General features: G+C 52.7%; 24 protein-coding genes. 16 read left to right on the forward strand and 8 right to left on the reverse strand.

The features are described 5' to 3' along the window. The first annotated feature begins 80 nt into the window (after positions 1-80). The 3 genes from ACRQV7_RS03650 (at position 81) to ACRQV7_RS03660 (ending at position 3,380) form a co-directional block, all read left to right on the forward strand. On the forward strand, positions 81-1,868 hold the full coding sequence (locus tag ACRQV7_RS03650) for a sensor histidine kinase (RefSeq protein WP_444659496.1): 1,788 nt from the start codon (positions 81-83) through the stop codon (positions 1,866-1,868). After that, positions 1,861-2,649, forward strand: a complete 789-nt coding sequence (locus tag ACRQV7_RS03655; RefSeq protein ID WP_444659497.1) for a response regulator transcription factor — start codon at positions 1,861-1,863, stop codon at positions 2,647-2,649. Before ACRQV7_RS03650 ends, ACRQV7_RS03655 begins: the two co-directional genes overlap by 8 nt. 131 nt (positions 2,650-2,780) lie before the next feature. Next, positions 2,781-3,380 (forward strand): HAD family hydrolase, encoded by a 600-nt coding sequence (locus tag ACRQV7_RS03660; protein WP_444659498.1) that lies wholly within the window; start codon positions 2,781-2,783, stop codon positions 3,378-3,380. Between the two features lie 85 nt (positions 3,381-3,465). On the opposite strand, the gene ACRQV7_RS03665 is transcribed toward ACRQV7_RS03660, so the two are convergent. Beyond that, positions 3,466-4,092: a hypothetical protein gene (locus tag ACRQV7_RS03665; protein WP_444659499.1), complete on the reverse strand. Its 627-nt coding sequence runs from the start codon at positions 4,090-4,092 to the stop codon at positions 3,466-3,468. A 382-nt stretch (positions 4,093-4,474) separates the two neighbouring features. On the opposite strand from ACRQV7_RS03665, the gene ACRQV7_RS03670 reads away from it, so the two are divergent. The 9 genes from ACRQV7_RS03670 (at position 4,475) to ACRQV7_RS03710 (ending at position 16,479) form a co-directional block, all read left to right on the forward strand. Beyond that, on the forward strand, positions 4,475-5,794 hold the full coding sequence (locus ACRQV7_RS03670; protein ID WP_329494145.1) for a RuBisCO large subunit C-terminal-like domain-containing protein: 1,320 nt from the start codon (positions 4,475-4,477) through the stop codon (positions 5,792-5,794). Positions 5,795-6,021: 227 nt separating this feature from the next. Continuing rightward, complete coding sequence (locus ACRQV7_RS03675) at positions 6,022-7,464, forward strand: NAD(P)/FAD-dependent oxidoreductase (RefSeq protein WP_444659500.1); 1,443 nt, start codon at positions 6,022-6,024, stop codon at positions 7,462-7,464. A 32-nt stretch (positions 7,465-7,496) separates the two neighbouring features. Next, positions 7,497-8,768, forward strand: a complete 1,272-nt coding sequence (locus ACRQV7_RS03680; protein WP_444660203.1) for an NAD(P)/FAD-dependent oxidoreductase — start codon at positions 7,497-7,499, stop codon at positions 8,766-8,768. 8 nt (positions 8,769-8,776) lie between these two features. Continuing rightward, positions 8,777-9,151 carry a DUF1667 domain-containing protein gene (locus tag ACRQV7_RS03685; RefSeq protein WP_444659501.1) on the forward strand — a complete coding sequence of 125 codons (375 nt, stop codon included), beginning with the start codon at positions 8,777-8,779 and terminating at the stop codon, positions 9,149-9,151. Between the two features lie 302 nt (positions 9,152-9,453). Then, complete coding sequence (locus ACRQV7_RS03690; RefSeq protein WP_444659502.1) at positions 9,454-11,013, forward strand: FGGY-family carbohydrate kinase; 1,560 nt, start codon at positions 9,454-9,456, stop codon at positions 11,011-11,013. Positions 11,014-11,079: 66 nt separating this feature from the next. Next, a complete protein-coding gene (locus ACRQV7_RS03695; protein WP_444659503.1) occupies positions 11,080-12,591 on the forward strand; it encodes an iron-containing alcohol dehydrogenase in 1,512 nt (503 codons plus the stop codon). 52 nt (positions 12,592-12,643) lie between these two features. Next, a complete protein-coding gene (locus ACRQV7_RS03700) occupies positions 12,644-13,462 on the forward strand; it encodes an HAD-IIA family hydrolase (RefSeq protein WP_444659504.1) in 819 nt (272 codons plus the stop codon). Between the two features lie 43 nt (positions 13,463-13,505). Continuing rightward, entirely contained in the window at positions 13,506-14,312 is an 807-nt protein-coding gene (locus ACRQV7_RS03705; protein WP_444659505.1) for an HAD-IIB family hydrolase, read from the forward strand. Positions 14,313-14,658: 346 nt separating this feature from the next. Further along, entirely contained in the window at positions 14,659-16,479 is a 1,821-nt protein-coding gene (locus ACRQV7_RS03710) for a glycosyltransferase (RefSeq protein ID WP_444659506.1), read from the forward strand. 130 nt (positions 16,480-16,609) lie between these two features. Here ACRQV7_RS03710 and ACRQV7_RS03715 read toward each other — a convergent pair whose 3' ends face one another. The 4 genes from ACRQV7_RS03715 to cbiM form a co-directional block, all read right to left on the reverse strand. Continuing rightward, positions 16,610-16,786 (reverse strand): DUF1540 domain-containing protein, encoded by a 177-nt coding sequence (locus ACRQV7_RS03715; protein WP_081928198.1) that lies wholly within the window; start codon positions 16,784-16,786, stop codon positions 16,610-16,612. An 87-nt stretch (positions 16,787-16,873) separates the two neighbouring features. Beyond that, complete coding sequence (locus ACRQV7_RS03720) at positions 16,874-17,659, reverse strand: energy-coupling factor ABC transporter ATP-binding protein (RefSeq protein WP_444659507.1); 786 nt, start codon at positions 17,657-17,659, stop codon at positions 16,874-16,876. 8 nt (positions 17,660-17,667) lie between these two features. After that, a complete protein-coding gene (locus ACRQV7_RS03725) occupies positions 17,668-18,456 on the reverse strand; it encodes an energy-coupling factor transporter transmembrane component T (protein ID WP_444659508.1) in 789 nt (262 codons plus the stop codon). Positions 18,457-18,478: 22 nt separating this feature from the next. Beyond that, a complete protein-coding gene (cbiM, locus tag ACRQV7_RS03730; protein ID WP_444659509.1) occupies positions 18,479-19,477 on the reverse strand; it encodes a cobalt transporter CbiM in 999 nt (332 codons plus the stop codon). A gap of 443 nt (positions 19,478-19,920) precedes the next feature. Here cbiM and ACRQV7_RS03735 point away from each other — a divergent pair, with 443 nt between their 5' ends. Then, positions 19,921-20,547 carry a flavodoxin family protein gene (locus ACRQV7_RS03735; RefSeq protein WP_444659510.1) on the forward strand — a complete coding sequence of 209 codons (627 nt, stop codon included), beginning with the start codon at positions 19,921-19,923 and terminating at the stop codon, positions 20,545-20,547. A gap of 73 nt (positions 20,548-20,620) precedes the next feature. On the opposite strand, the gene ACRQV7_RS03740 is transcribed toward ACRQV7_RS03735, so the two are convergent. From ACRQV7_RS03740 to ACRQV7_RS03750, 3 genes are all read right to left on the reverse strand, one after another. Then, a complete protein-coding gene (locus tag ACRQV7_RS03740; protein ID WP_444660205.1) occupies positions 20,621-21,448 on the reverse strand; it encodes an undecaprenyl-diphosphate phosphatase in 828 nt (275 codons plus the stop codon). A 136-nt stretch (positions 21,449-21,584) separates the two neighbouring features. After that, complete coding sequence (locus ACRQV7_RS03745; RefSeq protein WP_444659511.1) at positions 21,585-22,346, reverse strand: protein-glutamine gamma-glutamyltransferase; 762 nt, start codon at positions 22,344-22,346, stop codon at positions 21,585-21,587. Further along, a complete protein-coding gene (locus ACRQV7_RS03750) occupies positions 22,343-23,344 on the reverse strand; it encodes a hypothetical protein (RefSeq protein ID WP_444659512.1) in 1,002 nt (333 codons plus the stop codon). The genes ACRQV7_RS03745 and ACRQV7_RS03750 overlap by 4 nt, the downstream gene beginning before the upstream one ends. A gap of 228 nt (positions 23,345-23,572) precedes the next feature. Here ACRQV7_RS03750 and ACRQV7_RS03755 point away from each other — a divergent pair, with 228 nt between their 5' ends. The 3 genes from ACRQV7_RS03755 to ACRQV7_RS03765 all read left to right on the forward strand — a co-directional run bounded on the left by ACRQV7_RS03755 (position 23,573) and on the right by ACRQV7_RS03765 (position 25,532). Next, positions 23,573-24,358 carry a phosphopantothenoylcysteine decarboxylase domain-containing protein gene (locus ACRQV7_RS03755; RefSeq protein WP_444659513.1) on the forward strand — a complete coding sequence of 262 codons (786 nt, stop codon included), beginning with the start codon at positions 23,573-23,575 and terminating at the stop codon, positions 24,356-24,358. After that, entirely contained in the window at positions 24,355-24,894 is a 540-nt protein-coding gene (coaBC, locus tag ACRQV7_RS03760; protein ID WP_038322953.1) for a bifunctional phosphopantothenoylcysteine decarboxylase/phosphopantothenate--cysteine ligase CoaBC, read from the forward strand. Before ACRQV7_RS03755 ends, coaBC begins: the two co-directional genes overlap by 4 nt. Before the next feature lie 86 nt (positions 24,895-24,980). Then, positions 24,981-25,532, forward strand: coding sequence for a DUF2318 domain-containing protein (locus tag ACRQV7_RS03765; protein ID WP_444659514.1), 552 nt, complete (start codon positions 24,981-24,983; stop codon positions 25,530-25,532). Positions 25,533-25,643: the final 111 nt, after the last annotated feature.

The raw sequence follows: 25,643 nt of genomic DNA on the forward strand, positions 1-25,643 counted from the left end.
AACTGTCGGCTCCCCTGTTTTCGTAATGGGCTTTTCGGATCCCGGCAACCATTGTATAATGGAATAGGGATGGTGATCATATGAGTTCTGAAAAAAAGGGTAAGATCAGTTTTTTTGCACGGCTGTTTATTTGCTTTGCCGTTATCAGCATCGTTCCCGTTGCGATCCTGGGGACGCTTACCTACACCATCTCTTCCAATATCTCCATGGGAAATGTGGAGTACCAGTCCTCCAAAACGGTGAACAACGCGGCGGTGAGCCTGGAGCAGACCATCGGCGAATACCGGTCCGCCCTGTCCTATTTCTGCGAGGACGACGACACGATTCAGAAAATCGGCGCTCCCGCGATCACCCCGTCGGACAGCACAAGCCTCTACCAGAAAATGTATATTTTACTGGCGGGAAAATCGACCAACGTGGCCATGCACTTGATCAAGGCGGACGGGTCGTTCGGGATTTCCACCTCCGTGATACCGGAAGCCTATCATGTCCGGAACCACGGCGACTGGGGGATTTTCCGCGAAATGAATGCATCCTACGGCACCGTCCTGTACTCCAATCATTATGTTTCACAGGAAGGGAAAAACTACTGTATCGCGGTGGGAGACAGTATCCGGAAGGACGGCCGGATCATTGCCTATGCGGTGATCGATATTCCGTCCGACGTCTTTCAGACGGCGCTCGACTCGGTCAACGTATCGCTTCCGGTCCGGTACGCCGTTGTGGATCAGAACAACTATATTCTGTATGATGAAATCTTCAGCGGACAGAACCGGATTTTTATGGATACGGACTTCCGCAATCAAATGCTTCAGGCCGGGGAAAGCAAAAAGTTTTATTTAGAAAAACCGAAACGCATCATTACGTGGGATACAACCCCGGGCGGATATCCCCTCCGGGTGATTTCCTCGGTTCCGGTCGAGCTGGTTGTCATCAACAGCAACTATATTATGGATACCGCCATCGCGGTCGCGCTGGGTTCCATTTTCCTATGCGTGCTGATTTCACCCATGCTGGTGCGCAGCCTGACCAAACCGCTGAACGCCATTGTCCACACGATGAACAAGGTCCAGAACGGCGACACCAGCGCGCGCGTCGACGTACACAACGACGATGAATTCGGCTATATCGGCCGGAGCTTGAACTCCATGCTGGACCGCTTGAACGAACTGTTTGCCACCAATCTGGAAAAGCAGAACCGGCTGCGCCTGGCGGAGCTGAAATCGCTGTATTCGCAGATCAATCCCCATTTTCTGTACAACACTCTGGATTCCATCAAATGGCTCGCCAAGCTGAACGGGGTGGACGATATCGTGCTGATTGTCTCCCAGCTTGGGAAGCTTCTGAAAAACAGTATCCGCAACGAAAAGGAATCCGTTCAGATTTCAGAGGAAATCGGGCTGGTCGGGAGCTATCTGTCCATCCAGAAAATACGGTATGACGACAAGTTCGACGCCGCCGTACGGGTGGACGACGACATTATGGACTGTTATGTGCCGAAATTCATCATCCAGCCGATCGTCGAAAATGCGATTATTCATGGAATCGAGGATAAAATCGGGAAAGCGCATTTAGTTATCCGCGGCTGGAGACAGGATGACAAAATCATCTTTGAGGTGGAAGACGACGGCGTGGGAATCAGTGAAGAAAAGCTGAGCAGCATCCGGCGGTCCGCCCGCGCAAAAGCGCTCGACAGCGACAGCATTGGAATTGCAAATGTAGATAAACGGATCAAACTGTACTACGGCGAAGAGTATGGGCTGGAGATTCAAAGCGAAGAGAATATCGGTACGATCACACGGATCACGATGCCTTTTTCAACTTTACCGCTTGGAAACGAGAATCTGGGGGGGCTCGGTAATGATTAAAGTAGTCGTTGTTGAGGATGAAGTTCTGGTCAAGAAGGGCCTGATCCTGACCACGGACTGGCAGAAGTACGGCTGTGAAGTCGTGGGGGAGGCCTCCAACGGGATGGAGGGAGTCCGTGAGATCACCCGTATCCGGCCCGATATCGTGATCACGGATGTCCGCATGCCCGGCCTCGACGGAATCAGCATGATCGAACAGATTAAGGCGAGCGGCATCAAGCCGGAGTTTGTTATCATCTCCGGCTACAGCGAATTCGAGTATGCCCGGCAGGCGGTAAAGCTTGGCGTCCGCGATTTCCTGATTAAGCCGATTGACGACGACGATCTGGACGCCGCGCTGAAAAGCACCTGTGAAGCGGTGCACGATAAGCAGCGCATCCACAAAATACAGGATAAAATGAACGATATTTCGGACAGCCGCGTCATGCTGTTTAAGGAATACCTGCTGGATGAAAAAAAGGATAACGACTATGTTGCTCTTGCTGTCAGGCATATCAGTGCCAACTACCAGAAGGACATCAGCGTGAAGAGCGTCGCGGACAGCCTTTTTATCAGCGAAAGCTACCTGAGCCGCCTTTTTAAAAATACGGTAGGGCAGACCTTCGGGGATTATCTGACCTATTACCGCATCAAAAAAGCCTGTGAGCTGCTGAAGAAACCGAATGGGAAAATCTATGAAGTCGCCAATCTGATCGGCTACAAGGATCAGCGCTATTTCAGCATGATCTTTAAAAAACTGGTGGGAGTCACTCCAAAAGAATTTCGTGAAAGACTGGAATAAGTTCTACGACAGTTCCAATTGATTCTGCAGCAAGGCTGCGTTTCTCCCCCGCCAAGGGCGGGAGAGAAACATATTTTGTCTCGCAAACTGAAATGAAATTGCTCGAAATCGTTAGAAAGGCATGATAACCGATGATAAAGAACATTGTATTTGATATGGGAAACGTTCTGCTGGCATATACTCCAGAGGAATACATCAAGACGATCACACAGGATGAGGCCGCGGCGGCCGCCGTGCTGAAAGAACTGTTTCAATCCGGGGAATGGCGGCAGCTGGACGCCGGCACCATTACGGAAGAGGCCGCGGTCGCCCGGGTCTGCGCAAGAATTCCCCAATATACCGCGGAAGTGAAAAAAGCAATGGACAACTGGCACTCCGACTTGACGCCCATGCCGGGCATGCCTGAAATAGTGACCCGGCTCAAGAAAAAGGGCTATCAAATTTATCTCCTCTCCAATACAAGCCTGCGCTTCTTTCAATATCGGGATAAGGTTGAAATGTTCCGCAGCTTTGACGGCTTTATTGTCTCCGCAAAAGAAAAGCTGGTAAAACCGGATGTCGCCATCTTCGAATGCCTCTGCGGGAGGTACGGCCTTTTCAGCGGCGAATGCCTTTTTATCGACGACCTGCAACAGAACATTGCCGGAGCCGAAAAAGCGGGATTTCACGGACACCTTTTCCGTGGGGCGGAGGAGCTTTCCCGATATCTTGAAGAAAATCACATCCTTTAAAAATATCCCTTCAGAGAGCGCTCAGCTTTCTGAAGGGATATTTTTCATCCGCGGGTTTTCCGCTTTGTTCTGTAATCCTATCCTTTTATGGTTCTTCTTTATATTCATAATAGATTTCAATCTTATCCGGGAAAGAGACTGCTTTTTGGGGGCTCAATCGCCCGACTTCCTGCGGGGTAAAGTTTTGACAGAATAGATTATAAGGAGCCTGGTCCTTATTAAGAGTCTCTTTTAAAAAGATACGGCCGTTTTTCATAAAAATAAAAACCACCTGAAAACGGTCGTCATGGTAAAGCTTCTGCTTCTTTGGGACATTCGATATGCTGATTTGCGGCAGGCGGTCCGCTATCGTGTCTTTGTATCCAACCGGCATGTTCAAGTTCTCTATGTCCGCTTCCTCTATCCAATCCAATTGGCCTCCGTCTTCATCAAACAGAACCTCAGGGATATATTCAGCCGTGCAGACATAGGGCACGATGAGCGTCTGCTCCATGCCGATTTTGTAGAGCCATGGATGCCTTAATTCCTGTACCGCTATCCCGATACCGGACTCTTCCTTATATTCCTGTATCAGCCTTTCAACGGTCGACTGATCGGTTCGTTCCAGCTTTCCGCCTAATAGCTCATATTCCTCTCTTCTGTTTTTTCTTAGAAGATATTTGCCGTTTCTATTGAATACACCTTTTACAGATACGGAAATTTCCAAATCCATCAATTCCTTTCCCGGGTACGAATTCTATGTTTAATCGTATATTGGAAAAATACAAAAGTCAATAAAATCCTGAAATAATAAACACATAGGCGCAAGAATTCCCTCGGTACGCCGTGAAAGTGAAAAAATCAAAGGGCCTCAGTCCTCCATAAAACATAATATTTTGATAAAGGGCCCGTTCTCTTTCCCTGTTAGGAAGAGAACGGGTCCTTTGTTGTTTCGGTTTTTTCCCTGTTGCTTTACAGGAGCTGTCCATAAAATGCAGCTTATAATTTTAGTTAATATTGAAATATTTTTCAATATTTTCTTATGATTTTTAGGCAGTTATAATAGGGACATAGGAAATAACTTAGCCAAAGAAAACAAAGAAGGAGTGGACATCGTGTATATCGATCCTATTATCATTCAATACCCGGAAGGGCTGGAAAAAGACCGTTTCGTCATCGCAACCTATTACTGCGGAACCAAACGGAACACAAATATGATGAAGTTCGCCGCTGCTCTGGCGTGCGAGCAGACCTGCGGAACCTGGATCCAGGTACCCCAGGAAACCGCCGAGGTGCGTGAGAAATGCATCGGCAGAGTCGTCGGCGTTTATGAAGCGCCTTCCTACCAGATCGAGCTTCCGAAGGAAGTTGAGGAAAGAAACTTCATCGTCCGTATCGCCTATCCGTGGGCCAACTTCGGCGAAGCGCATTTCGCGATGATGCTGAGCGCCGTGATCGGCAATATCTCCAGTTCCGGCAAGGTCAAGCTGATTGATCTGGAATTCCCGGATTCCTTCCTGAACCAGTTCCAGGGCCCGAAGTTCGGCGTCAAGGGCATCCGCGACCTCCTCGGCGTTTACGACCGCCCGCTGCTGAACAACATGATCAAGCCCTGCACGGGCCTTTCGCCGGAAGCGACGGCCGCACTGGCTTTTGAATCCGCCGTCGGCGGCGTGGACGTCATCAAGGACGACGAGCTGATCTCCAACCCGGTCCACTGCCCGCTGGTGAAAAGAGTCAAGGCGGTCATGGCTGCTCTGAAACGCGCGGACGAGGAGAAGGGCGAAAAGACGCTCTATGCCTTTAACATAACAGACAGGACGGAGAACCTGAAGGACAACGCTTACAAAGCGCTGGAAGCGGGAGCCAACTGCCTGATGGTGAACTACAACACGATCGGTCTGGACGCGACGAGAATGCTCGCGGAGGACAAGGATATCAACGTTCCGATTCTGGGACACTCGGATTATACGGGAGCGCTGTACGAGTCCCCATGGTCGGGCGTGAGCGCGGGCCTGATCGGCGCGAAGCTGCCGAGGCTGGCCGGTGTGGATATGATCATCGCCCTGACGCCTTACGGCAAGTTCCCGATGATGATGGATACGTTTGTGGACAGCGGATACCGGATGCTGTCCCCTCTGGGCAACATCAAGCCGGTGTTCCCGATGCCGGGCGGCGGCACGACGCAGGGGCACGTGGAAGACGTCGTCAAGAAGTTCGGCAACGACGTGATGATCGCGAGCGGCGCGGGCATTCACGGCCATCCGATGGGGCCGAGGGCCGGGGCAATCGCCTTCCGTCAGGCCATCGACGCCGCTGTTTCCGGGCAGAACATGCTGGAAGCGGCAAAGCAGCATAAGGAGCTGCAGGCAGCGTTTGACGCGTGGGGCTACTATCAGGAAGGCAAGACCGGCATCTTTGATCTGAAGGGCTGATTGTTTTTTCGCCAGCCTTAAAATAGGGATGGAACAGGACGGTTGAATGTGCCGATGCGCACATTCAACTGTCAGATTTAAAGAGATATTTTACCAATGAAGAATTATTTATTGCCTTCTATCTTGGGGCAATAGAGGTCCCGTTTACCCAAATTTTCGGTGTTGGCTTTGATTCATAAGCTTTCCTGGTCTGCTTATGAGACGAAAAGGACGGAGGAGTAATCATAATGTATGATGTTGTAATCATCGGCGCCGGGGTTACCGGGTGCTGTATTGCAAGGGAATTATCACGGTATCAGCTGAACGCGTGTGTGGTGGAAAAGGGCGATGATGTCGCTTCCGGCACTTCAAAAGCGAACAGCGGAGTCATTCATTCGGGGTTTGACGCGAAGCCTAGGTCGCTGATGGCGAAATTAAATGTGGAAGGCAACGCTCTTCTCTGGAAACTGGCGGAAGAACTGGATTTTCCGGTGAAAAAGAACGGCGCTCTGGTGGTTGCCACCGACGAGGAGGAAGTAAAGCATCTGGAACTTCTGCTCGATCAGGCCCGTCAAAACGGGGTTCCGGGCGTACGGATCCTTTCCCGTGAGGAAGTCATGAACATGGAACCCAACCTTACGGATAAAACGGTGGCGGCTCTTTACGCACCCACGGGCGGAGTGATCGACCCGTTCAACCTTGCCATTGCCATGGGGGAAAACGCCAACGTGAACGGGGTGGAGTTCCGGTTTGAGACGGAAGTCCTGCAGATCCGTAAAAAGAACGGAAAATACGAGCTGGAAACCAATCACGGAACCATTGAGACGAAATGCGTCGTCAATGCAGCCGGTGTTTATGCGGATAAATTCCACAACATGGTGAGCGAAGAAAAAATACATATTACCGCGCGCAAAGGAGAATATCTGCTGTTTGACAAAACGGTGGGGGACCTTTTCACCGCTTCCGTTTTCCCGGTTCCGGGAAAAATGGGGAAGGGGATTCTCATTGCGCCCACTGTCCATGGAAATTTATATGTCGGCCCCACCGCCAACGACGTGGAGGATAAGGAATCAACCAATACCACGCAGGATATCCTGCAGGTTCTGACGGAAAAGGCAAAGGCCAATCATCTGTCAAAACGGGTGATTCCCATGAATAAGGTGATTACCTCTTTCGCGGGCCTGCGTGCGCATCAGGACAAACATGATTTTATTGTGCAGGAGGTTCCGGACGCCGAGTACTTCTTCGACGCCGCGGGAATCGAATCCCCCGGACTGACCAGTTCGCCCGCGATCGGGGTGATGATGGCGAAGATGGTTTCGGAAAAACTGAAGCTGAAAGAAAAAACTGGTTTTGTTTCTGCCAGAAAAGGGGTTTTAAAGCCCGAAAAACTCACGGATGAGGAAAGAAACGAACTGATTAAGAAAAATCCGGCGTACGGCAATATCATCTGCCGTTGTGAAATGATTACCGAAGGGGAAATTGTGGACGCGATTCACCGGCCTTTGGGGGCAAAATCCATGGACAGTATCAAAAGAAGAACCCGCGCGGGCATGGGCAGGTGTCAGGCCGGCTTCTGCACGCCCAGAACGATGGAGATCCTTTCCAGGGAACTGCGGATCGATATGACCGAAATCACCAAAAAGGGCGGCGGTTCCCGGCTCGTTGTCGGCAAAACCAAAGAACTGTAAAAGGTTTACATGGAAGAAAGGCATGATGAATGATGAAGTCATATGAAATTGTTATTATCGGCGGGGGACCCGCCGGGCTTGCAGCGGCTTTGGCGGCGAAGGAATCGGGCGTCGGCAGCATCCTGATTCTCGAAAGGGACAGGGAACTCGGCGGGATTCTGAACCAGTGCATCCACAACGGCTTCGGACTGCATACCTTCAAGGAGGAGCTGACCGGGCCGGAATATGCCTATCGGTTTATTGAGAAGGTTCTTGAACAGAAGATAGAGTATAAGCTGAATACCATGGTCATGGATATTACGCAGTCCAAAATCGTCACCTATATGAACAGGACGGAGGGCATGGTACATATTCAGGCAAAAGCGATCATATTGGCGATGGGCTGCCGGGAAAGGCCCAGAGGGGCGCTGAACATCCCCGGCTTCCGGCCGGCCGGCATTTTCTCCGCGGGCACCGCCCAGCGGCTTGTCAATATGGAGGGCTATATGCCCGGCCGGGAGGTCGTTATTTTGGGTTCGGGGGACATCGGCCTGATTATGGCGCGCAGAATGACGCTGGAGGGTGCCCATGTCAAGGTGGTCGCCGAAATTATGCCGTATTCGGGCGGACTCAAGCGGAACATCGTGCAGTGCCTCGACGATTTCGGGATCCCTCTCCGGTTAAGCCATACCATTGTGGATATCCGGGGGGTTGAACGTGTGGAAGGGGTCACCATCGCGCAGGTGGATGAGCACATGAAGCCTGTTCCGGGAACCGAGGAGGATTACGACTGTGATACCATCCTGCTTTCCGTGGGCCTGATTCCGGAAAACGAGCTGTCGAACAAGATAAACGTTCAGATGAACGCCGTCACCAGCGGGCCGGTCGTCAACGAAAGCCTTGAAACCAATGTCGAGGGGGTATTCGCCTGCGGGAACGTCCTTCATGTGCACGATCTGGTGGATTATGTTTCCGAAGAAGCCGCTCTGGCGGGAAAGAACGCCGCAAAATACGTGCTCGGAAAATTCGGCGGTCAGGAAAATTCCGCACATACCATTACGCTGGAAGCGGTTGACGGGGTCCGCTACACCGTGCCGAAAACCGTGAATATCGGCCGGATGGAGGACACGGTCAAGGTGCGTTTCCGTGTCGGGAACGTCTTTAAGGACAGCTATGTCAGCGTTTACTATGACGATGAGCGGGTGCTGCACCGCAAAAAAATCATTATGGCCCCCGGGGAAATGGAGGATATCACCCTCGACAGGAAAAAGCTGCTGGGATATCCCGATTTGAAGAAAATTACCGTTAAGATCGAAAAGGAGTAAGGAGCATCATGGAGAAGAGAGAACTGATCTGTATCGGCTGCCCGCTCGGCTGCATGATTACCGTAGATATGCAGGACGGTAAAGTGGTGAAGGTGACCGGGAATACCTGCCCGCGCGGAGAAAAGTACGCTGTAAAAGAAGTTACATGTCCCACAAGGATCGTAACCTCTTCGGTAAGGGTCTCCGGCGGGGATATTCATGTGTTGTCCGTGAAAACAAGGGAAGCGGTTCCCAAAGAAAAAATATTTGACTGTGCAAATGCTCTGAAAACCGTCAAGGTGGCCGCTCCGGTCAGAATCGGAGACATCATCTTAAAGGACGCAGCGGGAACGGGGATTCCTTTTGTGGCCACCAAAAATGTGAAATCCCGAAGCTCCCTCTGAGAAAATTTGGTTATCTCCCGTTTTTTCACTGCGCGCAGGGGCGCGCACCGTGTGATTTTTCCTCAGCCTTATTACAGATCTTTTATTGGACACAGCGATCGTTGTACAAAGAAATATGCAACGTTCCACTCGGGGAATAAACCTGACGGCAGGTTTTATATGGGTTGGAATCGGTTACAGCGGAGCTTTTCGGTTGGGTCAGGACTAAAAGCTGTGTAAATTTTTAAGGCGAAGCATCAAATGCCGCGGTCATTGTGACTGCGGGAAAAGTATTGAAAAGGCTTATAAAGGGAGGAAAAACAATGGCAAAGTATTTGATTGGTCTGGACAGCGGGACAACGGGACTCAGGAGCAAAATTTATGATTTGAGCGGGAACGTAATTGCGCAGGGATATCGCGAGTATGACTGCGTTTACTACAAGCCCGGATGGATCGACCAGGACATCAACATGATGGTCGAGGCGATGTACGACTCGTTGGCGGAGGTTGTGGCAAAGGGGAAAAAGGCCGGTGTGGATCCCAGTGAAATCGCGTCCATCGGCTTATCCACCCAGCGTATCCTGCATATGTACGTCGATCAGGACGGCAATGTCATGCGCAACGGCATGGGGATTTCCTGGCAGGATTCCCGCTGCGAGGCCGAAGCGAAATGGATGAGTGAATTCGGCGACGAATACACTCAGATCACGGGCCTTCCCGTGGGTACCGCCTGGGGAAGCGGCAAAGTAAAATGGGTTTTGAATAATGAGCGGGAGACCTATGAGAGGGCCTCCAAAATTCTGACCACGCAGGAATATTTCCTGTATAAGCTCGGCGCGAAGGACGGCTGGTTCCAGGATTGGTCGAACGCCTCTTATTTCGGACTGCTCGATGTGCAGACCATGGAATTCAGCGATCCGCTCCTGAAACGGTTTGGCATCAGCAAGGATAAGCTGCCCAGCCTGGTCGGTTCCGGCTGGCAGGTGGGAACGATCGACAAATACGCGAGCGAGCGCACCGGGCTGCCGGTCGGCATGCCGGTCTGTACCGGCGGCGGCGACCAGCAGTGTGCCGGAATCGGCGCGGGCGTTATACGCGAGGGCCTGTGCGAGGTGACCTTCGGAACCTCCGGAGTCAGTCTGGCCGCTCTCGACACACCTAAACACGATCCCAATAAGAAGGTTTCCCTTTCGGCCGCCGCTTTCCCGGAAAAGGCGTGGGAGTCCGAAGGACTGCAGATGGCGGCCGCCAGCAGCTACCGTTGGTTCCGCGACACCGTCGGGCAGGTATGCAAGATGATCGAACCGATTACGCAGACCAGCCCTTACCAGATTCTCGACAGGCATGCGGAAAAGGCGCCTGTCGGCAGCAACGGCGTCATCTTCCAGCCGTATCTGGCCGGGTCCAACTGCCCGAACTACGACGGCACGGCCCGCGGCGCTTTCCTCGGGCTCAGCTTCAAGAGCGATTTTGCATCTCTGGCGCGCTCGGTGCTGGAAGGCGTAACTCTGGAAGCCAGAAGTGTTCTGGAAGCGTTCTATTCCTTTATTGATATCGACGAAATCATCCTGAGCGGCGGCGCGACCAATTCCAAGCTGTGGTGCCAGATTCAGGCGGACGTTTACAACCGTCCCGCAACGATGCTCAGGGAAGGCGAATGCACGGTCATGGGTGCGGCCATTTTGGGCGGCGTAGGCGCCGGCGTGTTCAAGAGCGTGCAGGAAGGCGTGGACACGATGGTCAAGAAGGTAAGCACCTACGAGCCGAATCCGAAGACGGTACCGCAGTATAACGAACTGTACGATTTATTCAAGACCGCCTACAGCTCGCTTGCGCAGGGAGATTTCTATAAAAAACTGAACAATTTTACTGAAAATCATTAACAGCATTCCCGGTTGCGAAAGCCTGAGAAGGGCTTTCGCAGCCCCGCAAAAAGGAAGGAGTTCATCATGTTAAACCGGTTAATGCCTCCCGTATTCAAGTACGACGTTGGCAATATGAAGGATTTGAATGAACGGATTAAACGCTGGTCGGATTACGATCAGATTCCCAAAATAGAACTGGAGGACGTGATCGTCGGCAGGGACGCCATCGAGCGGCTTCCCGAGGCGCTGCAGTCCCTGAATGTCCGGGCCGGGCGCAGGGTGCTCGCGGTCATGGACGAGACGGTCATTCTCCGCAAAGGCGAAAAGCTGAAGGAGCAGGTGCAGGCGCTGCTGACCCGGGCGGGTTACGCCGTGGAAAAGCTCGTCCTCAAGGGAGACGAGTACGGGGTCGTTCACGCGGACGCAAAGCAGGTGGAAACGGTTCAGTCCCGTCTGGACAAAACCTGCGCGGTCATTTCCGTCGGATCAGGAACCGTTACGGATATTGCAAAGCACGCATGCTTCCTCTATCAGAATGAAAACGATTGCGAACGCATCCCGCTGATTTCCTTTATGACGGCCAATACGGTACCTGCCTACACGTCCCGTTCCTCCATTATTTCCAAGGACGGCGTCAAGCGGACATGGCCTTCCCGTACGCCGAATATTGTCCTGATGGACGTGCAGACCCTGATGGACTGCCCGCTGCACTATACGGTGGGGGGAGTAGGCGACCTTTTCCCGGTGTTCGACGCTTTCGCGGACTGGTATCTGGCCGACTGCATGGGCACCGCAACGGTATTAGACGCCTGCTGGCGCATTGTGGACGACATCAAGGACCTTTTGATCCCGTATATGGAAGAAGTAGCCAACCGGACTTCCGCCGGAATGGAAGTGCTGGGGAAATGCCTGCTGGTGACCGGGCTCACCATGACGTTTGCGCAGGACTCCGTGCCGGTTTCCGGCTATGAGCATGTCATCAGCCATCTGCTGGACATGACTGCGGATTACGACAAAAGAAAGACGGGGGTGCACGGTCAGCAGGTGGGTGAATCGGTGCTCCTTGCTCTGATCAATATGGAAAAGCTCGTCGCCCGCCTTGACAAGGAGCTGGCGGACGGCGGAATCGATATCGGCAATTGCTATCCTTCGGAGGAAGAAATGCAGAAAAAGGTTCTGGATACGTTCCGGCCGATCGACCTCACGGGGAAAATGGGCCGCGAATGCTGGAACGATTACAGCCAGAAGCTGAAAAAATGGAACGATAACCGTCCGAAGTTCGAAGCGTTCCTGAAGGAGTGGCCCGAACACCGCGCCGTCCTCAAAGAACTTCTTCCGCACACGGCGCTTGCCTGCGCGCGGGCGCTGAACAAAGCGAAGCATCCTCTGCTGTTCGGCGAGCTGGACGCCCCTGTCACGGAAGAGCGCTTCCGCTGGGCCATGCGCTTCGCCAATCTGATGCGCAAGCGGTTTACTTCCGCCGATTTGACCTATTTCCTGGGGTGGTATGATATGGATTGGGAAAATGACATTATCAGCCGATATTATGAAATAGTGAGAACCGTGCGCGCTGAGAATTCATCAGCGGCCCGCTAATAAAATCAGACTTCTTGACGCGGGGGAAAGAGGGAGTCTTTGGAGGTTAACCATGAGCGACAATTGTATTAAGGTAAACGCGGACCCCGACCGTCTTTTGGACAGAATCAAATGTTTTGCGCTGGATATGGATGGGACGATCTATCTGGGGGAGCAGTGGATAGACGGGGCAAGGGACTTTTTAAAACGGGTGGAGGAGACCGGGAGAAAATATGTTTTCATGACCAACAACTCTTCCAAAAGCGCGGATGTATACTATGACAAGCTGGAGCGGATGGGGCTGAAGATCCGTCCCGAGCAGCTGATTACCTCCGGTCACGCGACCGTCGATTACCTGAAAAAGAATTTTCCTGGCAAAAAAGTTTTCCTGCTGGGGAACCCCATGCTGACCGCGGAATTTGAAAAAATGGGAATCCCGCTGGACGACGAGCATCCGGACCTTGTCATCACCGCATTCGACACCTCTCTGGATTATAAGAAAATGTGCAAGGTCTGCGATTTCATCAGGGAGGGACTTCCGTACATAGCGACGCATCCGGACTTTAATTGCCCGACGGAAACCGGGTTTATTCCGGACGCCGGCTCCATCCACGCTTTTATAGAAGCGTCCACCAAACGCCGACCCGACAAGGTGATCGGAAAACCGAACCGTGAGATTGTGGCGTATACGCTGAAAATGACCCACTGTACGGAAGAAGAGACCGCCATGGTGGGTGACCGCCTGTATACGGACATCGCGGCCGGGGTCAACAACGGGCTCACGGGAATCTTTGTCCTCAGCGGCGAGGCACAGCTGAAGGACCTTCCGGATTCGGATGTCAAGCCTCATCTGATTTTTGATTCCGTTAAGCAAATCATTCCCTATCTGTAAAATCGGTCCTTGTCATACATTACTGAAAAAGGGGGACGGAGGAATGTCCATCAGACTGATTGCACTGGACGTGGACGGTACCCTGACCGATGAAGAGGGCAGAATCAGCGCGGAAAATGCTTCCGCGGTCAAAGCGGCCATGGAATCCGGAATTCAGGTGATCCTGGCTACGGGCAGGCCGCTCCAGGGAGTGGAGTCCATCTGCCGGGAGCTGGGAATGAACGGGCCGCTGATTCTGGGAAACGGGGCTCTGGTCCTGTCGGGGGACGAAGTGTGGTATCAGGATTTTCTGGACCCGGAGGATTTGCGCGCCGTTTACGAACAAGGGATAACGGTCGGCGGCATCTCCATGCTGGCCTTCCAGCCCGAGGTCATCCCCTACTGGTTCCCGCAGGACATGGACAAAAACTGGCTGTCGGATATTCTGGATTCGTTCCGGCTTTATAAGCGGTTCGACGTCCCTGCGCCGGCCGACCTGCCGCTTGAGCGGGTGAACAAGGTCATGTTTCTGGGCGATGCTCAGTCGGTCGCACAGGCGCTGGCCACATGGCCGGAGAAGATCGGGCATCTTGCAACGGGGCGCTCCTACCCCTATCTGGGAGAGGTCAATACGCCGACGGCCAACAAGGGCAAAGCGCTTTCCATTGTGTGCGGGCGGCTGGGGCTTTCTCCGGGGGAGGTCATGGCGGTCGGGGACGGTGAAACGGATTTGCCCATGCTTGATTTTGCAGGGACGGCGGTGTTTGTTCGCCGGGGCTCCGCAATTCCGAAGCTGCCCGGCGGCGCGCTTGTGGTTCCGACGGAAGAGCGCGACTGCGGCGTCGCCTGGGCGCTGACGCACTGTATGTAATTTTGGGCTTTCTCAGGCAGTCGTAAATTTTGCACCCTTCATCCTGATTTTTCATCTTTTTACAGAATTTACGCACTGTCCTTTATTTTTAGCAGGCTGCCGGTTCGCTCGTAAGAGCGAACCGGCAGCCTGCTTTTTACGAAAGTGCCCGCGAAAAAATATCTACGGAGAGGAAAAATATATCGAACCAGATATATTCCAAATTCATAGAATGATAGTGAATATATTGAAAGCCTGAAAGAAAACAGGCCCGTATTTTTGCGGATCAGAGCCCGTCTCAGGACGAAAGCTGTACGCAAATCCCGTTTTTAGTCATTTTCAGTAATCCACAGGGAGTGATGCAGATATGGGTCGTAAAAGAACTCTCAGCCTGTGTGTAATTGTGCAAGAGGAAGAAAGCGCTGTAGAAGAATGTCTTGAGAGCGTGGGGGATGCCGCTGACGAGATTATTCTTGTCGATATCGGTTCAGCCGGGAAAATTGCGGAAACCGCAGAAAAATTCGGAGCAAAGGTTTATTCCTTTCCGTGGAACGGCAGTATCAGCGACGTCAGAAATTATTCCATCGGCAAGGCGGGAGGAAAATGGGTCCTGCTGATGGACGACTGCGAGGTGTTTGAAAAGAGCGGCCGCGAAGCCCTTGTGGACTACGTTCAGCACTCCAGAAACCATGGATGCCATTTTACCGTCCTCAGTCCTGCGGAAAATCCCGAAGGCGGACCGTGCTATACAATGCCCAATACCCTGCGCCTGCTGCGCAACGACGGACTTTACTGTTTTCGGGGGAAGGTGCGGGAGCAGCTTTGCAGAAAGGACGGCAAAAAGGTCGCGAAGGGATTGTTTGAGCGAAGGGATTTCAGAATTTACCGCTTCAGCCGCTTTGAGGAAGCCGCGAAGGAACGCCAAAAGAGAAAAGAGAATTGCGCAGCCCTTCTGAAAGAGCTCGAAGAAGAGCCGGAAAATCCATTCCTTCAGTTCCATCTGGGCAATGAGTATCTGTCGGATTCCGATTATAAGAACGCGGCCTGCTTTTATGACAGGGCATACGCCAATATGGATGAGACGCAGCCTTACGCGCCCCATCTGGTTTACCGGCGCGCAATCGCGTATGATCACTTGAAGCAGTATGAGCGCTCCCTGAAAGCGATTGAAGAGGCGCTCGCCGTTTATCCTCAGTGTACGGATCTGGAACTGCTCCGGGGTGCGGTTTATTCGGAGTGGGGAAGATATACGCTGGCAATTGACAGCTTTCAGCGATGTATGCGGATGGGCGATCCTCCGCCCGAACTGAGGCTGGCCGGGGACGGTCCGGCCGGGCCGCTTTTGCTTCTTGCGGATCTGTACGTCCGGCTCTGCGATTACGAAAGAGCTTTCCAATGCTACAAGCAGGCGGTCGTGCAGGAACCCTTCCACTACCAGACCCTTTATTCCGTCGGGCATGTCCTCAACCAGATGTATGAGGATAAACGGACAGCCGTCGCGAAGCTGACGGCGTTCTTTTCCAATCTGGAGGACCCGCCCAACCTCATCGTGCTCACGGATATTCTGATCGAGGAAAAGCTTTACGCTTACGGCGTGGTTTACTGGGATATTCTGGCGAAGCAGCCCGAATACGAACCGGACAAAACTTTTCTGCGGGCGAAGCTGTATTTTTATACGCGGGAGTATGAAAAGGCATGGAAACTGTTTGAACCGCTGGCGGCCGCGCGCCCCGCGGGCGCCGTTTTGCGGCAGGCCGGCAGGGAGAGCGCGGAGTACCTGTATCTTTTATCCCTGATTCTGGACAACGGAAAGACGGGGGAGTGTATCCGTCTGGCAAAAGGCGGCTGCGGCGAAACAACCGTCCGTACCTTCCGGCAGATCTGGAACGTATACCGGGGGAACGGCGAGCTTGCTTTCCGAAAGGATGAAAACTGGAAGAGAGTTTTAAATGCAGTGACGGTCCTTTTTGACAGATTGATCCGCGCGAGGGAGTTTGATCTGTTTCAGAAGCTGCTGTATGTTTTAAACGACATAAACAGTCCCGCGGCGTTGACTGCTTTGGCCGGCGTGTATTTCAGCAACGGATACGATACGCTGGCGGCTGACCAGATTGTGCGTTCTGTCAGAGAGCTGAATTATCTGGACGACGCAGGACTGAATATTCTGCTCCGCACAAGCAGAAAATAGAAATCTTCTAAGAAATGCGATAGCCGGGCGCGGATGCGGCCGGCTATCGTGCTTTTTTAGCTTTAACAGCAAAAAAAGAACCGAAGAAGCAAATTTTTTGCCCGTTCGGTTCGTAATGATTTCGTTTTAATTACTGTTTGCGCTGAAAGGACTCACAGTCCGTGCACTCTTCCATTGTCGGGTTAGCCTCGTGGGTACCGACCTGGATGCAGTCCAAACTGCAGTAGTCCTGGCTCTGGCAGTGATATTCACACTGGTCAACAGAACATTTTATACTTTCATTGGCTTTTTTTCCATTGTTCATCATTTTAAAAGACCTCCTTTCCAACAGCTATTTTGTCCATGAAAATGCAAAATATCATTGGAAAGAGTTTGAACTTTGCAAAACAAAAAATTAAAAAGGATGAATATGGAAATGCTGATGACCGCTTCCCGGGTGCCTGTGGTAGTATTCGTCGATCAGATTTGCTTTTTTCAGAAGCTCTGTGTCCTCCAGCAGCTCCTGAGCCGGTTTGTCGGCGGCAATGGTGTGGTTTTCGTCAAACAGGACCGCTCTGTCCGCAATCTCCTGCACCATCTCCAGGTCATGTGTGGAGGAGATCAGCGTTTTTCCGGACTCGTGCAGCTGAATCAGGAAAGAGGCGAACCACCGCTGTGTCCGCGGGTCAAGCCCGTTCAGCGGCTCGTCGAAAACAAGGACCTCGGGGTTCAGCGCCAGCACGCAGGCAATGGCCACTTTTTTCTTTTCGCCGCCGCTCAGATGATACGGCTGACGGTGGCGGAAATCCCGGATGTTCAGGAGTGCGAGGCAATCGTCCGCCCTTTTTTCGACTTCACTTTCGTCCATACCCATCTGGCGCGGGCCGAAGGCAATTTCGTCGTACACGTCGGAGCAGAACAGCTGTGTGTCCGAATTCTGAAACACGAAGCCGATCCGCTGATGAAAGCGCTTGGAAAACGCGGGGTCCTGCATTTTTTTCCGTGTAATGCTCTCCCCCGCGAAACGGTATTCTCCGCCGTCGGGGAAGAGAATGCCGTTCAGAAGCTTTAAAAGGGTGGATTTCCCGCTTCCGTTCACGCCCATCAGCGCGACGGACTCGCCCTTTTCGATGCGCAGGCCGATATGCTTCAGCGCGGGAATTCCCTCGTAGGAATATGATACGTCGTTTAATTCAATCATTGATTTCTTCATCCTAAACAAACAAAAATGACGATGAACGCGGCATGGACCATGACATACAGAAAATCCGCCGCCGTAAAACGGAAACGCCGCCGGACGCGGTAGCTGCCGGTAAAGCCCCTGCATTCCATCGCGGAGTACATGTCCTCCGCCATTTCCTTCGAGCGGAGGAACAGGGTCCCGGCGATCCCCGAAAGGGAGGAGTATTTTCCCGTGTTTTTTCCCACCGATCTCAGCTTCAGCGAATAAAACAGGTCCAGCGACAACTCGCCCAGCAGGACGATGTACTTAATGGTAATATCCAGAACAAAAATGAAAATATCCGGAATAAAGAAGCTTTTCAGCGCGCCGGTGACACAGTGCCAGCCCGTGGTGTGGGAAAGAATGCCGACCGCCGTGACGGTCGCGAGCGTTTTCAGGGGGATCATCACCAGGCTGTACCGGTTCCCCATAAAAAACGACGGAAGGAGGATCAGAAACGAAAAGAAGGAAATGACCAGTCCCGTTTTTAAAATGCGGAGAATCCTTTCGGCGGGCATCAGACTTAAAGCCGCCAGCAGATACGCCCCGACGGCGGCGAGAAACCAGATATTTCTGGAAAGGGAAAGCAGCACGATCAGCAGAAACGTACCGGCAACCTTCCAGAGCGCGTGTACGCCGTGTTTTCCGCCGACATAGCCGCTTTGCGCCCGGATGCGCGACAGGATGCGCAGCAGGGAAAAGATACTTTTATCGATAAAGGTGTCCCTGTCGGGAAGCGGTTGGTAATTTTCATCCTTCAGCAGCCATTCGGGCATATCTTACGGTTTCCTTCCAAATTTATTCGTGAACGCCGTGATTGTTCTTTTTGAGGGAAGATACGATTTTAAATACGATCAGCAAAACGGCGACGCCGGCGACTGCCGAAAGGATATATCCCGCGACTTCGGGGATACCGCCGACCGAATAGTCGGGCATCATCGCTTCAAAGCTGAAGCCGTTTTGCATTCCCTGAGGGATAAAGCCGAGCGCCCTGCCGTTGGAAACGACCTCCCCGATTTCGTCGGCACCCCATTCGCCCCAGGCGGTTCCGGTGGCGAGCAGGCCGAGCGGCGTCAGCAGAATCAAAGCGGCAAGCAGCCCGTATACGGCTTTGCTTTTTTCTTTTGCCCCTTCGTATATCGTGCCCGGGGAAACCCTTTTAATGAATGCGAAAATGGCGGCGGTGAAGGCCGCTTCCACAACGCCGGCAACCAGAAGGTGGGGAATCAGCATGGCCGGGATGGCGACGGACAGAGGATAAGGGCTGTAAAGCGCCTGACCGGCGGCGTCACGGAACAGAAGCGCCTGAATGCCGAACTCAATCGCGGCGCACAGCGCGGCGGTGTTGATGCCTATGTACGAACCGATGACAATTCCGAGATATTCGCCTTTTTCGGAACGCACTCTGTCCCTGATGAACTTATAAATGAAATACCCTACAAACGGTAACACGAACGCCATGTTGAAGCAGTTTGCGCCGAAGGAAAGGATTCCGCCGTCGCCGAAAAACAGGGCCTGTATCAGCAGCGCCACCGAAACGGAAATACAGGCCGAAAACGGCCCCAGAAGGATCGCCAGAAGGGTCCCGCCCACCGCGTGGCCGGTTGTGCCGCCCGGAAGCGGGACATTGAACATCATCATTAAAAAGGAAAAGGAAGCGCCGATCCCCAGCAGGGGCATTTTGGCCCTGGTGATTTCCTTTTTCACCTTTTTTACGGAAACCGCCCAGACCGGAACGACGGCCGCGCCCAAAGCGGCGCAGGTGGCGGGGCTCAGATAATTGTCGGGAATATGCATGTTGCAACCTCTCCAATCACAAAAAATAACCCAAAAAGAACTACTTCAGTAGCTGCTTTTTGGGTTCATCAAATTCAAAAGAAATGTTTGATTGCGGCCTTCATGGCTTATATTGACATCATTTTACCACAGCACAGAACTTTTGTCAATTAAGGAACGGCGCGGTATTCCTGAAAACGGATGGAAAATATTTCAAAATTCCTCATATTATTATTGACATTACGACGATCAGGAGTCATAATTTAATCGGAATAGATCGTTGACGTATTGCGTTTTGAAAATTCAGTCTGTATTCCTGTGTGCAGATCAGACCGGGCCGGTTGCTGTAACCGGCCCGGTCTGATCACCTTACGGGCCGGATCGCTGTTCCCGGAAATTTTGAAGAGAACCTCTCCGCCGCCTGCGGAGAGGTTGAAAATATGATAAAGTATGGAGGGTTCAAAATGAAAGTCATGCTGATCAACGGAAGTCCTCATGAAAAAGGCTGCACGTATACGGCCTTGTGCGAGGTTGCCGGAGAGCTTGAAAAAGTCGGAGTGGAAACCGAGATTTTTCAGGTCGGCCAGCAGCCGATCCGCGGCTGTATCGGCTGCGGCTTCTGCAAGAAGAACAAGGGCAACAAATGCGTGTTCGGCAACGACCCCGTGAACCACGCGCTGGAAAAGGCCAAAGAAACGGACGGCTTTATTTTCGGCTCTCCCGTCCACTACGCGGCGGCGTCCGGAATGCTGACGTCTTTTCTGGATCGGTTTTTCTATGCGGGAACCGCCCTGAAGTACAAGCCGGGTGCGTCCGTTGTAAGCTGCCGACGCGGCGGGGCAGCCGCCGCGTTTGACCAGTTGAACAAATACTTTACCATTTCGAGCATGCCGGTTGTTTCCTCTCAGTACTGGAACATGGTGCACGGGAATACGCCCGAGGAAGTGCGTCAGGAGCTGGAGGGGATGCAGACCATGAGGACTCTGGGCAGAAACATGGCCTGGCTTTTAAAGTCCATTGAGGCCGGAAAACAGGCGGGCATTTCCATTCCGGAGGCGGAAGAGCCGCAGGTCACGAATTTTATCCGGTAAAAGCCTGCCGGGGCAAAACCGACATAAAAAAACTGTCCGTTCCCTTTCGGAGCGGGCAGTTTTTTTATGAAGATTATTTTCCAGCCAGAAGGAAATACAGGACAACCACCACTCCCAGAACAATCCGATAATAACCGAACGCCTTGAAATCGTGCTTTTTGATATACCCCATCAGGAACTTGATGGCAAAGACCGAGATGATGAACGCCGTGATCATTCCGGTCGCTAAAATCATCCCTTCCGCAGGGGTAAAGGCGAATCCGAATTTCAGCATCTTGATCAGGCTGGCGCCGAACATCACGGGGATCGCAAGGAAAAAGGTAAATTCCGCCGCGATGCTTCTGGAGGTCCCGATCAGCATGGCGCCGACGATGGTGGCCCCGGAACGGGAGGTTCCGGGAATCAGCGCCAGCACTTGGAAAATGCCGATGAAAAGGGCTGTTTTGTAGGTCAGCTGAGAAAAATTGCGAATAGCGGGCCGCTTGTTCCGGTTGCGGTTTTCAATCACAATAAACAGCACGCCGTAGAGAATCAGGGTGACCGCCACAGTCTGGTAATTGTAAAAGATTTTATCGATCTGGTCGTTGAACAGGATTCCGATGATGCCCGCCGGAATGCAGGCGGCGAGAACTTTTAGCCAAAGATTGACGGTTTCCCGCTTCTGACCGGCCGTCTTTTTGGGAGAGAAGGGATTCAGCTTATGGAAATACAGCACGACGACCGCCATGATGGCGCCGAGCTGAATGACCACCAGAAACATTTCCTTAAACGCGGGGCTTACGTTCAGCCTGATAAATTCATCGGCAAGGATCATATGTCCGGTGCTGCTGATGGGCAGCCATTCGGTCAGCCCTTCTATGATTCCCAGCACAAGCGCTTTCAGGATATCGATCAAGACCACTGTCATCACTCAAATCTTCGTTATTCATCCGGTGCTTACGGATTGCCTTCTATTATAAAATACTTATCTGTCAAATACAAGCAAAATAAAGCGCCGCTCCTGCTTTTACAGGGGCGGCGCGGAGGAAAAGGACACGTCAGGCGGCGCTGCGGCGGGAGATACCGTAAAGCCGGTTAAAGTTCGGCCGTCCGGCCGAATCGAGCAGATGGGCGTCTTCGTCCGCGTCTTCGCTCCGGTTCTGGTTGAGCGCGCGGATGATCTGGTCCGCGTTGCGGATGCCGATGCCGTGCCCGTAATATTTGCCGTCGCCCAGGTCGATGACATTTTCGCCCTGCCACTGCGGGACCAGCGGGTCGACGTCGGGATTCGCGAAATACCGCCGGTCCCCCGGCAGGTAGACGTCTCTTTTGCTGATATAGCCGACTTCGCGGAGAAGCGGGTCGATATGGTGCCAGTTCATCAGTTCGATTTTCGGGAAGGTCTTGTCGAACAGGGCTTCCCCGTAGACGGACAGAAGCGCCTTATAATAGACGATCATCATGGCGGTGGCGCATTCCGTGCCGTATTTGGAGCCGTTTTCATAGATATCCATGATCGCTTTGGACGGCTTTACGCCGTCTTTCAGCAGGAAGCCCCCCTCCTGCGTCCTTTTCCAGTAATCCGGGTTGCACCGGGTTTCACGGAAAATTTCGAACCCCAGCCCGCTCCGGTAAAGCTGCAGGGAGGCTGCTATGATTTCTTTGCGCAGCGTCAGCTCGAATTTCAGCTGATCGACGGAGTCGTAGACGCTTTTCGCGCTGCTGGAAGCGAGCATATCGAGGATGGTCCTCTCTATGCTGCCGGAGGCGTATTCCCCTATGCTGTCGGGCTGAACCGTATTTCCTGCTATCACAATCATGCCAGTTCCCTCCGGCCATATTTGGCGATGTCGACCTGTTTGCTGACAGGATACTGCATCCATTCGTTCCACGAGGACTCGTTTTTGGTATGAAGATTGTGGGAAAATGTCGCGAGGGCCGCCCTTTCTTCTTCCTCAACTTCGTGGAAATGCTCCAGATTGGCGATTTCCTCGTCGGTCAGGGGGGTGAGAGGCTTGTTGTTGCGCGGAGAAACATCCTTGCAAAGGTACTTTGCTTCCAGATTGACCCCGCAGACGGAGGGGGCGTTGGTCAGCTGGAGGCTTTCCCCCGTGAAATAGACATAGGGGCTGTTTTCCTTCAGCCACGACAGGTAGGCGTCGTACTGCTTCTGTTTGTCCCTGCCTGTGTTCAGCGGCGTATCCTCCGGAATGTGCAGAAGCTGACAGGCCAGCTCGACGTCCTTTTTGTAGGAAGAACGCAGCTTCCCCGCAATGTGCGTGAGCGACTGCGGGTCGCGGGCCTGGAAGAAAGCCCAGATCAGGTCGTGGTTGTATACGCCCCTGCGGTTGCGCCGGAAAATCAGGTCTGCAATGACCGGCAGAACCGTTTTTTCATGGTGCGTTTTCACCAACACGGACGCGGTGATATCCAGAATCTGGTCGAATTCGGCGCTCAGCCCGTCTTCGCCCGCGCCGGTGTTGAACATCCAGAGCATTACGGAGTGAACGTCCTCGCTTTTTAAAGAAATTTCCCCGCCCGTACCGTCCTGCGGATTTTTTGCACTCCTGATTTTTTGACATATGTTCAGCGCAGTGCGGTTGCGTTCACTGAGCTCCTGATACAGGTTCCGCTCCCAGATCTCCGGCTGCAGGACAAACAGGGTGGCAAAGAGGAGCCTGTCGTCGTTGATGAGCCTGACGGCGTTTTGCCTGTTTCCCCTTTCCGTTCTCAGGAAGGCGTTTCTACAGAAGTTCGCTCCCCGCGTGCGTCTGATACGGTCCAGATAACCGATGGGACCGTTGTAGCCCGAATTCATCCTAATCGCGCTTCTTTCCATTATGAAATAGTCCCAGAAGGGCCTTCCTTCCATAATATTTTGAAAGAGCGTTTTTGGTTTCTGTAATTGACGGAGTAAACGGGAAAAAAGGAAGAATTCTAATACAGGACATACGCTGAACCGGAACGCGGCGAGTTGACAAATTTCGCGAAATCATATACATTAAAACCATAGTAAATTTATATGGATAAGCAAGGATGTGAGCGCTTGAATTTCATTGTTACCGCGGGCGGCACACGGGAAAGAATCGACGCGGTCCGAACCATTGCGAACGAGGCCACCGGGAAACTCGGCAGCCTGATTGCGGAAGAACTGGCCGAAAGGCTTCCGGGGAAAGAACACACCGTCTATTTTCTCTGCGGAACGGGCTCGTGCCTTCCGAAGACAGAGCATGGAAATATATGCGTCCTGCATATCGAAGGGACCGACCAGCTGCAGGATACGCTGATCGGTCTGCTGAAAGAACAGGAGATCGACGCGGTCATCCATTCCATGGCGGTGAGCGATTATAAGGTGAGCAGCGTGACGACGCCGGAGCACATTGCGCAGGCGCTGGCGGAAAAATTCCGCGGCGCTCCGCTTCCGCTTTCCGAAGCGGAGTGGGAGCAGGCGGTCGCACAGGCGGTTTTTGCCCGGCCGCTCAGCGCGGAGCACAAGATCAGCTCCGATTTGGAGCATCCGTTGCTGGTGCTGGAAAAAACACCGAAGATTATCGGCCTGATCAAAGACGCCAGCCCGAAGACCCTTCTGGTCGGTTTTAAGCTGCTCAGCGGGGTCAGCCGGGAAGTGCTGATCGATACGGCGTATGGCCAGCTGAAAAAGAACCGCTGTACTTACGTCCTTGCCAACGATATGGATTCCGTCGTACAGGGAAACCACGAGGGATTTCTGGTGGACGGGAGCGGAAGCTATACGGCGTTTTCCGGAAAGGAACAGATTGCGAAGGGCGTCGCGGACAGCGTGCTGAAAAAACTGATGGAGGATCAAGGATGAAAAATATGATACTGGGAGTGACCGGAAGCATCGCGGCGTATAAGGCCGCCGATCTGGCCCACCGCTTTTATAAACAGGGATATCAGGTAGAGGTGATCCTGACAAACGGCGCGACCAAATTTGTAACGCCGCTCACGTTCCGCAGCCTGACGCAGAACCGCGTGTACACGGATGTGTTTCAGGACGATTTTCCGCATGAGATCAAGCATATTTCCCTCGCCACGAAAGCGGACGTCGTGCTGATTGCTCCCGCCACCGCCAATATCATCGGGAAAATCGCCTCCGGCATCGGGGACGACATGCTTTCCACCACGATTCTGGCTATCAGGAACAAACCGGTGCTGATCGCTCCGGCGATGAATACGAATATGTGGGAAAATCCGATTGTGCAGGAAAATATTTCTAAATTGAAAAAATACGGCTACCAATTTATAGAACCGAAGGAAAGTTTGCTCGCGTGCGGAACCCTGGGAAAAGGCGCGCTCGCCGAGCTGGACGATATCTGCAGTGCGGTGAACGCCGCCGTAGGGCGGTAATTGCTTCTGCGTTCGCTTCCATCTTCATAAATTCTCCACAATCTGTTGATAAGATGATGCCAAAACAGATCAGAGGAGTGCATGAAATGGCAAAATCCCAAAAACCAAACCCCGGCCGAAAGGCGGACGCGAAGAAAAAGAGCAATCAAACGATTTATTTGAGCGCGGGTTTTCTGGTCCTTCTGGCCGCGGCTTTCTTTCTTGTGAAAGGGCTGACCGCCCCCAAAATGGCTGCTCCGTCCGGCGCGTCGCTGACCAGCGTTGCAGAGACGGGCGCGGACGTTTCCATAGCCAAAAGCGAGATTACCGAGACGGCGAAGTTTATTCCCTATAACGCCGGGGGTACCAATATGGAACTGATCGCCGTAAAAGCGCCGGACGGCACGATCAGGACGGCGCTGAACACCTGTCAGGTCTGCTATGACTCCGGCAGGGGGTACTATGTGCAGGAGGGCGACGAGCTGGTCTGCCAGAACTGCGGGAACCGGTTCCAGATCAGCCAGGTGGAAAAGCAGAAAAACGGCTGCAACCCCGTACCGATTCTGGAGGACAGTAAAACGGACGACGGAACAACGATCACCATTTCAAAAGATTTCCTGCAGCAGAGCAAAACCTTGTTTGAAAACTGGAAAAGATGATAAAAAGCAGTACCGCCGGCTGGCGGTACTGCTTTTTCGGTCAGGGCTGGAACCCTGCGGAGAATTTCTTCTTGATCTTCATAAAATCTTCACAGCGGGCTGGTAGGATGC

This window comes from Caproiciproducens lactatisolvens (assembly GCF_052443335.1).
Classification (GTDB): domain Bacteria; phylum Bacillota; class Clostridia; order Oscillospirales; family Acutalibacteraceae; genus Caproiciproducens.